This is a genomic window from Citrobacter sp. wls826, assembly GCF_005281245.1.
In the GTDB taxonomy this organism is placed as follows: Bacteria; Pseudomonadota; Gammaproteobacteria; order Enterobacterales; family Enterobacteriaceae; genus Citrobacter; species Citrobacter braakii.
The window spans coordinates 74,267-85,438 of the sequence record NZ_SZWS01000010.1; the positions used below are offsets into that span (position 1 = coordinate 74,267).

Annotated in this window: 12 protein-coding genes; 8 read left to right on the forward strand and 4 right to left on the reverse strand. The window is 53.7% G+C overall.

Annotated elements, in window-relative coordinates:
- The 3 genes from emrD to tisB form a co-directional block, all read right to left on the reverse strand.
- Positions 1 to 1,069: multidrug efflux MFS transporter EmrD (gene emrD, locus FDW87_RS00935; protein ID WP_252362921.1), on the reverse strand; the 1,069-nt coding region annotated here is incomplete at its 3' end.
- A 193-nt stretch (positions 1,070 to 1,262) separates the two neighbouring features.
- Positions 1,263 to 2,096, reverse strand: a complete 834-nt coding sequence (locus FDW87_RS00940) for a DMT family transporter (RefSeq protein ID WP_049042671.1) — start codon at positions 2,094 to 2,096, stop codon at positions 1,263 to 1,265.
- A gap of 123 nt (positions 2,097 to 2,219) precedes the next feature.
- A complete protein-coding gene (gene tisB, locus FDW87_RS00945; RefSeq protein WP_003023909.1) occupies positions 2,220 to 2,309 on the reverse strand; it encodes a type I toxin-antitoxin system toxin TisB in 90 nt (29 codons plus the stop codon).
- A gap of 522 nt (positions 2,310 to 2,831) precedes the next feature.
- Between tisB and ivbL the strand changes: the two genes are divergently transcribed.
- The 3 genes from ivbL to ilvN all read left to right on the forward strand — a co-directional run bounded on the left by ivbL (position 2,832) and on the right by ilvN (position 5,020).
- Positions 2,832 to 2,930 carry an ilvB operon leader peptide IvbL gene (gene ivbL, locus FDW87_RS00950; RefSeq protein ID WP_003827118.1) on the forward strand — a complete coding sequence of 33 codons (99 nt, stop codon included), beginning with the start codon at positions 2,832 to 2,834 and terminating at the stop codon, positions 2,928 to 2,930.
- Between the two features lie 107 nt (positions 2,931 to 3,037).
- On the forward strand, positions 3,038 to 4,726 hold the full coding sequence (ilvB, locus tag FDW87_RS00955; RefSeq protein WP_016155049.1) for an acetolactate synthase large subunit: 1,689 nt from the start codon (positions 3,038 to 3,040) through the stop codon (positions 4,724 to 4,726).
- A gap of 3 nt (positions 4,727 to 4,729) precedes the next feature.
- Entirely contained in the window at positions 4,730 to 5,020 is a 291-nt protein-coding gene (gene ilvN, locus FDW87_RS00960; RefSeq protein ID WP_003023914.1) for an acetolactate synthase small subunit, read from the forward strand.
- 1 nt (position 5,021) lies between these two features.
- On the opposite strand, the gene FDW87_RS00965 is transcribed toward ilvN, so the two are convergent.
- A complete protein-coding gene (locus tag FDW87_RS00965) occupies positions 5,022 to 5,807 on the reverse strand; it encodes a DeoR family transcriptional regulator (RefSeq protein ID WP_016157805.1) in 786 nt (261 codons plus the stop codon).
- 325 nt (positions 5,808 to 6,132) lie between these two features.
- Between FDW87_RS00965 and rbsK the strand changes: the two genes are divergently transcribed.
- From rbsK to uhpB, 5 genes are all read left to right on the forward strand, one after another.
- Entirely contained in the window at positions 6,133 to 7,053 is a 921-nt protein-coding gene (rbsK, locus tag FDW87_RS00970; RefSeq protein WP_003827124.1) for a ribokinase, read from the forward strand.
- Between the two features lie 27 nt (positions 7,054 to 7,080).
- Positions 7,081 to 8,397 carry an L-fucose:H+ symporter permease gene (gene fucP, locus FDW87_RS00975; protein ID WP_003023919.1) on the forward strand — a complete coding sequence of 439 codons (1,317 nt, stop codon included), beginning with the start codon at positions 7,081 to 7,083 and terminating at the stop codon, positions 8,395 to 8,397.
- Positions 8,398 to 8,408: 11 nt separating this feature from the next.
- Positions 8,409 to 9,422 carry an aldose 1-epimerase family protein gene (locus tag FDW87_RS00980; protein WP_137379365.1) on the forward strand — a complete coding sequence of 338 codons (1,014 nt, stop codon included), beginning with the start codon at positions 8,409 to 8,411 and terminating at the stop codon, positions 9,420 to 9,422.
- A gap of 195 nt (positions 9,423 to 9,617) precedes the next feature.
- Positions 9,618 to 10,211, forward strand: a complete 594-nt coding sequence (gene uhpA / locus FDW87_RS00985; RefSeq protein WP_016155044.1) for a transcriptional regulator UhpA — start codon at positions 9,618 to 9,620, stop codon at positions 10,209 to 10,211.
- A partial coding sequence (gene uhpB / locus FDW87_RS21375) for a signal transduction histidine-protein kinase/phosphatase UhpB (protein WP_252362922.1) occupies positions 10,208 to 11,172 on the forward strand: 965 nt, incomplete at its 3' end. The genes uhpA and uhpB, both read left to right, overlap by 4 nt.

Below are 11,172 nucleotides of genomic sequence, written 5' to 3' on the forward strand. Positions count from 1 at the left end.
GCATTGCAGAGAACCACGCCAGCACGCCGGAACCAATATTCTGTAATCCCCCAACCAGCGCACCGGCAGTGCCTGCCAGGAATGGGAAAGGCTCCATTGCGCCACTGGTTGCCAGCGGAAACAGCATCCCGGCACCGAAGAAAAATAGTGCGGCGGGAACCAGCAGCGTCCAGACGTTCATCACGTCAAACAGGCCCGGGATCCACATCATTAAACCGGCTACCAGACAGCAGATAACCGACTGCCACATCAGCGTCGAGAAACGCTTATTCGGGCGACCGGCGAACCAGGCGCCGAAAAATGCCGCCGGGATGGGCAGAATAAACAGGATACTGACCACCATGCTGCTTAAACCGAGCCTTGCGCCCAACAATACCCCGGAGCAGGCCTCGAAGACCGCAACGCCCGCCAGGCCGCCGATCAGCATCAGCACGTAACAGGTGAAAGAACTGTTACCAAACAGCGTTTTATAGCTGGCGATAAGGCGTGGACGCGGTGCGCCCGCAGGACGCGTTTCCGGCATCCAGCGCGCCATGCTAAACGTGACGCCCGCGCACAGAACCAGCAGGAAGATGTAACAGGCGCGCCAGTTCCACAGGGTATCCAGCATGCCGCCAATCAGCGGGGCCAGCAGCGGACTCACCAGAATCCCCATGTTTAACAAACTATTCGCGTGGCGCAGCTGCGTGCCTTCGTACAGATCGCGCGGTAAGGTTCGCGCCATTACACCGCCGACGCCTGTGCCCATGCCCTGGATTGCACTGGCGATAATCAGTACCGTCAGGCTGTGGGTGGTAATCGCGACCAGCGTGGCCAGCATAAAAATAGACATTCCGGCGAGGATCACCGGACGGCGGCCAACGCGATCGGAAAGTGGGCCGTAAAACAGTTGTGACAGGCCGTAGGTCAGCAGGTAGGCGGCCATTACGCTTTGCACCGCTCCTTCGCGAACGTTCAGTTCACGCGCCATATCAGCAATCGCGGGGATATAAATGGTTTGCGCCATCTGACCTACCGCCACCAGTAATACCAACATCAACAACAAATTGACGCTTCTATGCCTTTTCATTTCGCTGATTACTTTTAAAAAAGAGAAAAAAGAAGAATAAGGTGCTGTACTTTCCCGTAAATGCGCGTGGAATCTACCACAACAGAAAAAGAAGGCCAGATAGTGGGCGGGAATGTTTACGCGATGAACGGCAGGAAATGTAAACAAAAAGCGGCAACAAATGTTGCCGGATTGCATCGGCTTTACGGCGCGATCATGACAAGCGAAGTAAGACAGCGCCTACGGCAATACCGGCGGCCGCGACAAGGCGTATTCCGGCAACCTTTTCTTTCAGCAGTAGCCAGGCGAGCAGAGCGCCAAACAGAATGGAGGTTTCACGCAGCGCTGCGACCACCGCCAACGGAGCCTGGGTCATGGCCCACAGCGCCAGACCGTAAGAACCCATCGTACCAATCCCGCCCAGAATACCTTTCTTCCACTGCTGTACCAGATAGCGTGACGCTTCCCGGCGCCGGGCGATCATCGCCCAGCCCAGCAGACAGGAACCGTTCAGAAAGAAGGTCCACAGCGTATAACCGAGCGCGGTTTCTGATAAGCGTACGCCGGTGCCATCAACCAGCGTGTAACCAGCGATAAAGCAGGCGTTAATGAGCGCCAGTACGATCCCGCGTTGTGAGCTGCTGCGTCCGTTAAATGCCATGCCGAGAATGGCCAGACAGATCGTAGCAATCCCCACCCAGGCAAACACAGACAGGCTATCGCCAAGGAACAAGACGCTGATAATCGCAACCAGCAGCGGTGCTGTCCCACGCATCAGAGGATAGGTCTGACTCATATCCGAAACCTGATAGGTTTTGGCGACCAGGACCGTATACACCACTTGCAACGCGGTTGAGATGGCCAAAAACGGCAGGCTGGCGGTGGAAGGCTGAGGCGCGAAGGGTAAGCAGATCAGTGCCATAATCGCCGCGGAGCCGCTGACGCCAATCGCCGAGTACAGTTTATCGTTTCCAGCTTTAACAATGGCATTCCAACTGGCGTGCAGCAGTGCGGCGAACAGCAAAATGCAGAAAACAGAAAGCGTCATGGTGGCGTTCTTCCCTGAGAATGTCATAAAAACGTAACATATTGGCGCGAGACAAGCACCAGGGAGAAGGTGAAAGGGGAGCGGAGTTTTACCCGCTCCCCTTAGGTGCGACTTGAATCCGAATTACTTAACGTATTTCAGAACGGCATCAAGTAGTTGCAGTGCTGCAACAATGAGTTTGAGGATAAGAATAGCGATATCCACGAGGCTCATACGCTCTCCTTTTGGTACAAGGAGCACGGTGCTGACGTACCTCGCCGCTGCCTGTTGCCAGCACCTTTGTTGACATAACACAGTGTGCTCACACGGGGGTTAAGGCGCTGACGGCACCACCCGTTTCAGCCAGGACTTTGATGCGCCGGTTTACGATGCGGCCCCCGCATAACACATTGCGTACCGAGACATTATAGATAAATACTGTATAAATTAACAGTATTTTATGGACATTGTGCCATTCATGTTCCATACTCAAAACCATCAAAATTCGTGCCGAAATTGCGTGTTCTTCGCAGAACGCGTATACTTTTTCCGTTGACATAACACAGTGTGTTCGGCGGCTACCAACCGCACAGCGCTGAAAAAAACCTCGCTCCGGCGGGGTTTTTTGTTTTCCGACTCTGCACAGCGAAATGTGATCGTTGACGCATTTTTATGCAGATGAAAATTTTTCCATTGTCACGCTGAAAAACCTGTGTTTGTATAAATCCAGTTAATCAACAAACAGACAGGTCCCTAATGAACCCTTCCATGCTGACTGCGACCCTACTAAAAACTGCGCCATCTCGCGCAGCGGTCGTCGTGCGTGTGGTGGTGGTCGTCGGCAATGCGCCGTAGGGTCCGGATCAACACACGATTCCAAAACCCCGCCGGCGCAAACCGGGCGGGGTTTTTCGTTTAAGAGACCTGCCCGAAGCAAAGGCCCAGAATAAAAGGACTGGAGCATGGCAAGTTCGGGCATAACATCCAAGCGTACGCGTTTTACGGGCGCAGAATTCATCGTTCATTTCATGGAACGCCAGGGGATTCAGGTGGTCACCGGTATTCCTGGCGGATCGATTCTTCCCGTGTATGACGCCTTGAGCCAAAGCACGCAAATCCGTCATATCCTGGCGCGCCACGAGCAGGGCGCGGGGTTTATCGCGCAGGGGATGGCGAGAACCGATGGTAAACCCGCCGTCTGTATGGCCTGCAGCGGACCGGGCGCGACCAACCTGGTGACCGCCATTGCCGACGCGCGGCTGGATTCTATCCCGCTGGTGTGTATCACCGGGCAGGTTCCGGCCTCAATGATCGGGACCGACGCCTTCCAGGAAGTCGACACCTACGGCATCTCTATCCCCATCACCAAGCACAACTATCTGGTCCGCCATATCAGTGAATTACCGCAGGTCATGAGCGATGCGTTCCGCATTGCGCAGTCCGGCCGTCCGGGCCCGGTGTGGATAGACATTCCTAAGGATATTCAAACCGCCGTTTTTGAAATTGAAGAGATGCCGGAGCCCGCGCAGAAAATGGCGGCACCGGCGTTCAGCCAGGACAGCATTCGCGATGCCGCAGCTATGATTAACGCCGCACAGCGTCCGGTGCTGTATCTCGGCGGCGGCGTGATTAACGCGCCTGAGCGGGTTCGTGAACTGGCAGAAAAAGCCATGCTGCCCACCACCATGACCTTAATGGCGCTCGGTATGCTGCCGAAAGCGCATCCGCTGTCGTTAGGCATGCTGGGTATGCATGGCGCACGCAGCACTAACTTTATTCTGCAAGAAGCGGACTTATTGATTGTTCTGGGCGCACGTTTTGATGACCGGGCGATTGGTAAAACCGAGCAGTTCTGTCCGAACGCCAAAATCATCCACGTGGACATCGACCGCGCGGAGCTGGGTAAAATCAAACAGCCACACGTGGCGATTCAGGCGGATGTCGATGAGGTTCTGGCGCAACTGATCCCATTAATTGACGCGCAGCCGCGAGAGTCGTGGCATCAAATGGTGGCCGATTTACAACGCGAATTCCCCTGCAGCATTCCGCAGGAAAGCGACCCGCTCAGCCACTATGGGCTGATCAACGCCGTAGCGGCCTGCGTGGATGACAATGCCATTATCACCACCGACGTAGGCCAGCATCAGATGTGGGCCGCACAGGCTTACCCGCTGAACCGTCCGCGTCAGTGGCTGACCTCCGGCGGTCTGGGAACCATGGGCTTTGGCCTGCCGGCGGCAATTGGCGCAGCGCTGGTCAACCCGGACAAAAAGGTGCTGTGCTTCTCCGGCGACGGTAGCCTGATGATGAATATTCAGGAAATGGCGACGGCCAGCGAAAATCAACTGGATATTAAAATCATCCTGATGAATAACGAAGCGTTGGGTCTGGTGTATCAGCAGCAGAGTTTGTTCTATAAGCAGGGCGTTTTTGCGGCGACATATCCGGGGATGATTAACTTTATGCAGATAGCCGCCGGGTTTGGCCTCGAAACCTGCGATTTGAATAACGAAGCGGATCCACAGGCAGCGTTGCAGGAGATTATTAATCGCCCTGGACCTGCGCTGATCCACGTGCGCATCGATGCCGAAGAAAAAGTGTACCCGATGGTGCCGCCGGGTGCGGCAAACACAGAAATGGTGGGGGAATAAGCCATGCAACAGCAGACTCATGACAACGTAATCCTGGAACTCACCGTACGCAACCATCCGGGCGTAATGACCCACGTCTGCGGGCTGTTTGCCCGCCGCGCGTTCAACGTGGAAGGCATTCTCTGTCTACCGATTCAGGACAGCGACAAGAGCCGCATCTGGCTACTGGTCAACGACGATCAACGTCTTGAGCAGATGATAAGCCAGATCGACAAGCTGGAAGATGTGGTGAAAGTGGCCCGCAACCAGTCCGACCCGTCGATGTTTAACAAAATCACGGTTTTCTTTGAGTGAGTTAGTCGCCGTCTGAATCCGGGGTGATGACTTTGACAGAGCCGTTCCGGCAGTGGGTTGCGTAATCTGCCGGCAACGGGCGATCGCTTATCAGTACGTCAAAAGTAGATAGCGGGCCAATGCTGGCGGGGGCAACCTCATCAAACAGGGCGTGGCGCGTCAGCAGAATTTTGCGCAATCCGCGTTCCATCGCTTTGCGTTTGGTGGCCAGATCGTCCGGATTGAACCAGCTAACGCCGAAATGCTCATGGACTCCGCTGGCAGAGATAAACACTTTTCGTGGGTTGAGCGCATCCAGCGGAGAGGGATTGCTGGTGTCGTAAAAGGCATCACTTTTCGCCCGATAGGTGCCCCCGCAAAGAATCACCGTGGCGTTGGGTTTTTCATTTAGCGCCACGAATACCCGGTGTGAGTAGCAAATTCCGGTAAAGGTAATATCGTCCGGGATCATGCTGACGACTAATGGCATTTCGGCACCATTATCAAAAAAGACCAGATCGTTTTCACTGACCAGTCCCGCGGCCAGAATGGCAACCGGTAAATCGTCGCGATGATACTGCTTTTGCACGGGGAGCGGAGCGTTAACGAGGGTGGCGGGCTTGTTCACCATCACGATGTAACCACCGAGTAGCGTAAGCGGCAATGGTTCGTCATCCTGGCTGAGATCCCGACGGATGGTCATCACGGAAACCTCCAGCATGCGCGCCGCCTCTTTCAGATGGATTCTGTCGGTCTTCTTCAACAATTCCATCAGACGTCGAATACGTTCTTTTTGCTTGGTTTCCATGCACACTCTCCACGAATCATGTTTTCATGTTCCTTCAGTAACATTTATGTGTTTCTGGGAACATGACATTGCTGCATTACTATACGTCTGACCATTGGGAAATAAAAGCGTGTTTTTACACGTTTTATTGATTATAAGCAGCGAGTTTTCAGTCAATTGTAAGCAAGTTAATCATTTTGAGTGTGATAGAGACGCAACATTTAGCATAATAAATAAACAATAAAATGATCCTCCAATCGCGATCCTAGTCACAAATGATACGGAAGTAACATGATAATGTTATTTTAATATCATTGTTGTGTGATTGTTTCTGAGAGGTAGTAAAATGGATATCGCGGTTATTGGCTCCAACATGGTGGATCTCATCACCTACATCAACCAGATGCCCAAAGAAGGGGAAACGCTGGAAGCACCCGCTTTTAAAATTGGTTGTGGCGGTAAAGGAGCAAATCAGGCCGTTGCGGCTGCTAAGCTCAATTCCAAAGTGCTGATGCTGACGAAAGTCGGTGATGATATTTTTGCGGATAACACCATTCGTAATCTCGAATCCTGGGGGATTAATACGACCTATGTCGAAAAGGTACCCTGCACCAGCAGCGGCGTTGCACCGATCTTTGTTAATGCAAACTCCAGCAACAGCATTCTGATTATTAAAGGTGCCAACAAGTTTCTCTCCCCGGAAGATATCGATCGCGCGGCGGAAGATCTGAAAAAGTGTCAACTTATTGTCCTGCAGCTGGAAGTACAGTTGGAAACGGTTTATCACGCGATTGAATTCGGTAAAAAACACGGTATTGAAGTGTTATTAAATCCCGCCCCTGCATTACGGGAATTAGATATGTCTTATGCCTGTAAATGCGATTTCTTCGTGCCAAATGAAACCGAGCTCGAAATATTAACCGGTATGCCGGTGGATACCTATGACCATATTCGCGCCGCGGCACGTTCTTTGGTCGATAAAGGTCTGAACAATATTATCGTCACCATGGGGGAGAAAGGCGCTCTGTGGATGACGCGTGACCAGGAAGTCCATGTCCCGGCGTTTAAAGTGAACGCTGTCGATACCAGTGGCGCAGGTGACGCTTTCATCGGTTGTTTTGCCCACTATTACGTTCAAAGCGGTGATGTCGAAGCCGCCATGAAAAAAGCCGCTCTCTTCGCTGCATTCAGCGTTACCGGGAAAGGCACTCAATCATCTTATCCAAGCATCGAACAATTTAATGAGTTTCTTACCTTAAACGAATAATACTCCTGCATTGTAAAAGGTAGCACTATGAACGATAAAAACATCATTCAGATGCCCGACGGCTATCTGAATAAGACGCCTCTGTTCCAGTTTATTTTGTTATCCTGTTTATTCCCTTTATGGGGATGCGCAGCCGCATTAAATGATATTCTGATTACGCAATTCAAAAGCGTATTTTCACTCAGCAACTTTGCTTCGGCATTAGTTCAGAGTGCCTTTTATGGCGGTTATTTTTTAATTGCGATTCCGGCATCTTTGGTGATTAAAAAGACCAGTTATAAAATCGCCATCTTAATGGGACTGACCCTTTATATTGTTGGCTGTACGCTCTTTTTCCCGGCATCGCACATGGCCACCTACACCATGTTCCTCGCTGCAATTTTTGCGATTGCGATTGGCCTGAGCTTCCTGGAAACCGCAGCCAACACCTACAGCTCCATGATTGGCCCAAAAGCGTATGCCACCCTGCGCCTGAACATCAGCCAGACCTTTTACCCCATTGGTGCAGCCGCCGGTATTCTGCTGGGTAAATATCTGGTCTTCTCTGAAGGCGAGAGTCTGGAAAAACAGATGGCTGGGATGAACGCGGAGCAGATCCACAACTTTAAAGTGTTGATGCTGGAAAATACACTTGAGCCTTACAAGTACATGATTATGGTGCTGGTTGTGGTGATGGTGTTGTTCCTGCTGACCCGCTTCCCGACCTGTAAAGTCGCGCAAACGGCGAGTCATAAACGTCCGTCAGCGATGGATACGCTGCGTTATCTGGCCAGCAATGCCCGTTTCCGCCGTGGGATTGTGGCGCAGTTCCTGTACGTGGGGATGCAGGTCGCGGTGTGGTCATTTACCATCCGTCTGGCGCTGGAATTGGGTGATATCAACGAGCGCGACGCCTCAACCTTCATGGTCTATAGCTTTGCCTGCTTCTTTATCGGCAAGTTTATCGCCAACATCTTGATGACACGCTTCAATCCGGAAAAAGTGCTGATCCTCTACTCCATTATTGGCGCACTGTTTCTGGTCTATGTTGCGCTGGCGCCAAGCTTCAGCGCCGTGTACGTTGCCGTACTGGTGAGCGTCCTGTTTGGACCCTGCTGGGCGACAATCTATGCCGGTACGCTAGATACCGTGGATAACGAACACACTGAAATGGCGGGAGCAGTCATTGTCATGGCGATTGTTGGTGCAGCGGTGGTTCCGGCAATTCAGGGCTATGTGGCCGATATGTTCCACTCGCTACAACTCTCGTTCCTGGTCTCCATGTTGTGCTTCGTGTACGTCGGTATCTACTTCTGGCGTGAAAGCAAAGTGCGCAATAACCTGGCTGAAGCGACTGTTTCCTGAGGAGAGCGATCATGACAACACGTATCACGCTGTGGCGGGAACTCTTTGCAGAGCATCCGCGAATCTTACTGAAGAATAGCGACTTCACGGTTACCGCATTTCGTTACGCCAGCGGTGTGGAAGGGCTGAAGGTAGAAAACAGTCGTGGACATCTGGTTATTCTGCCCTGGATGGGGCAGATGATCTGGGATGCTCAGTTTGACGGGCATGAACTGACCATGCGCAACATGTTCAGTCAGCCGAAACCGGCTGCGGAAGTGGTAGCGACATACGGCTGCTTTGCTTTCCACTCGGGTATATTGGCTAATGGCTGCCCTTCGCCGGAAGATTCTCACCCGTTGCATGGCGAAATGGCCTGTGCCGCGATGGATGAGGCCTGGCTGGAGCTGGAGGGAGAGAATTTGCGCGTGAGCGGACGCTACGAGTATGTGATGGGATTCGGTCATCATTATCAGGCGCATCCTGCGGTGATTATGCGCAAAGCGAGTGCGCTGTTTGATATTCAGATGGCGGTCACCAACCTCGCCTCAGTGGCAATGCCTTTACAGTATATGTGCCATATGAACTATGCCTACGTACCGGAAGCGACCTTCAGCCAGAATATCCCGGATGAAGCCATGAAGCTGCGTGAGTCGGTACCCGCGCATGTTAAACCTACCGAGCAGTGGCTGGCGTTTAATCAGCGGATCATTCAGGGCGAGACCTCGCTGGGGCGCCTCAACGAGCCCGATTTTTACGATCCGGAAATCGTTTTCTTCGCTGACCAACTGGACCGATACACGGATAAGCCTGAATTTCGCATGATCGCACCTGATGGCACCACGTTCGTGACGCGTTTCTCCAGCGCGGAGCTGAATTATGTTACCCGTTGGATCCTCTATAACGGCGATCAACAGGTGGCAGCCTTCGCCCTACCTGCGACCTGTCGCCCTGAAGGCTTCCTGGCGGCGCAGCGAAAAGGCACGTTGATTCAGCTAGAACCGCAGCACACTCGCACATTTACCGTCACAACTGGCATCGCCTGATCGCTCAAGGCTTAAACAGCAGCGCGTCGGTACACAAAATCCTTCAAGCTGCATAAGGCGGCAAGTCTGCTCACCTCAGAAGCTTACTCAAGTCAGTGACTGGGGTGAGCAGACCAAGCCAACGCAGAGGCTGCTTGAAGGATAAAGTGTATATCGTTAAGGTAAGCACGTTTTTTATCCCCCAGGACAGAACCCATGATCACCGTTGCCCTTATCGACGACCACACTATCGTCCGCTCCGGCTTTGCCCAGTTGCTGGGGCTGGAACCTGATTTGCAGGTTGTGGCTGAGTTCGGCTCAGGCAGCGAGGCGCTGGCGGGATTACCGGGACGTGGCGTGCAGGTATGTATCTGTGATATCTCGATGCCTGATATCTCCGGTCTTGAACTGTTAAGCCAGTTGCCAAAAGGGATGGCGATTATCATGCTCTCCGTCCACGACAGCCCCGCGCTGGTGGAGCAGGCGCTCAACGCGGGCGCGCGTGGTTTCCTTTCTAAACGCTGTAGCCCTGATGAGCTGATCGCGGCGGTGCATACCGTGGCGACCGGCGGCTGCTATTTGACGCCGGATATCGCCGTCAAACTGGCGGCTGGTCGTCAGGATCCGCTGACCAAACGCGAACGTCAGGTGGCGGAGAAACTGGCGCAAGGCATGGCGGTAAAAGAGATTGCCGCCGAACTGGGCCTGTCGCCGAAAACGGTGCACGTGCATCGCGCTAACCTGATGGAAAAACTGGGCGTTAGCAACGATGTCGAACTGGCCCGCCGGATGTTTGACGGCTGGCAATGAACACGCTCTGTTCCCGGTTAATCACCGTTGTTGCCTGCTTCTTTATCTTCTCTGCCGCGTGGTTTTGCTTGTGGAGTATCAGTCTGCACCTGGTTGAGCGCCCGGAGCTGGCGGTACTGCTGTTTCCGTTTGGCCTGCGTCTGGGGCTGATGCTGCAATGTCCACGCGGCTACTGGCCGGTGCTGCTGGGTGCGGAATGGCTGCTTCTTTTCTGGCTGGCGCAGGAAGTGGCGCTGGCTCACTTGCCACTTTTGATGATCGGGAGTTTCCTCACGTTACTCCCGGTGATGCTGATTTCGCGCTACCGCCATCAGCGCGACTGGCGCACGCTGCTGTTACAGGGCGCGGCGCTGACGGCGGCGGCGTTGCTGCAATCGCTGCCCTGGCTTGGGCAAGGCGAAGAGGCGTGGAATGCCCTACTGCTGACGCTCACTGGTGGATTAACGCTGGCCCCGATCTGTCTGGTTTTCTGGCACTATCTTACCAGCACCACCTGGTTGCCGCTGGGTCCGGCGGTGGTGTCTCAGCCAGTGAACTGGCGCGGGCGGCATCTGGTCTGGTATCTGCTGCTGTTTAGCGTCAGCCTGTGGTTGCAGCTTGGCCTGCCCGATGAACTGTCACGCTTCACGCCGTTTTGCCTCGCGCTGCCGATCATTGCGCTCGCCTGGCACTACGGCTGGCAGGGGGCGCTGATTGCCACGTTAATGAACGCCATTGCGCTGATTGCCAGCCAGACCTGGCACGATCATCCCGTCGACCTGTTGCTCTCCCTGCTGGTGCAAAGCCTGACCGGGCTGCTGCTCGGCGCGGGGATCCAGCGTCTGCGCGAGCTTAACCAGTCGCTGCAAAACGAATTAGCGCGCAACCACCGTCTGGCTGAACGCCTGCTGGAGACCGAAGAGAGCGTGCGCCGGGATGTGGCGCGCGAACTGCACGATGATATCGGTCAGACCATCACCGC

Excerpts from the sequence above, each read along its gene's own strand:
- FDW87_RS00980 (WP_137379365.1), top strand. The coding sequence starts at position 8,409 with ATGACAACACGTATCACGCTGTGGCGGGAACTCTTTGCAGAGCATCCG.
- ivbL (WP_003827118.1), top strand. The coding sequence starts at position 2,832 with ATGAACCCTTCCATGCTGACTGCGACCCTACTAAAAACTGCGCCATCT.
- FDW87_RS00940 (WP_049042671.1), bottom strand. The coding sequence starts at position 2,096 with ATGACGCTTTCTGTTTTCTGCATTTTGCTGTTCGCCGCACTGCTGCAC.
- FDW87_RS00965 (WP_016157805.1), bottom strand. The coding sequence starts at position 5,807 with ATGGAAACCAAGCAAAAAGAACGTATTCGACGTCTGATGGAATTGTTG.
- ilvN (WP_003023914.1), top strand. The coding sequence starts at position 4,730 with ATGCAACAGCAGACTCATGACAACGTAATCCTGGAACTCACCGTACGC.
- tisB (WP_003023909.1), bottom strand. The coding sequence starts at position 2,309 with ATGAGCCTCGTGGATATCGCTATTCTTATCCTCAAACTCATTGTTGCA.
- uhpA (WP_016155044.1), top strand. The coding sequence starts at position 9,618 with ATGATCACCGTTGCCCTTATCGACGACCACACTATCGTCCGCTCCGGC.
- ilvB (WP_016155049.1), top strand. The coding sequence starts at position 3,038 with ATGGCAAGTTCGGGCATAACATCCAAGCGTACGCGTTTTACGGGCGCA.
- rbsK (WP_003827124.1), top strand. The coding sequence starts at position 6,133 with ATGGATATCGCGGTTATTGGCTCCAACATGGTGGATCTCATCACCTAC.
- fucP (WP_003023919.1), top strand. The coding sequence starts at position 7,081 with ATGAACGATAAAAACATCATTCAGATGCCCGACGGCTATCTGAATAAG.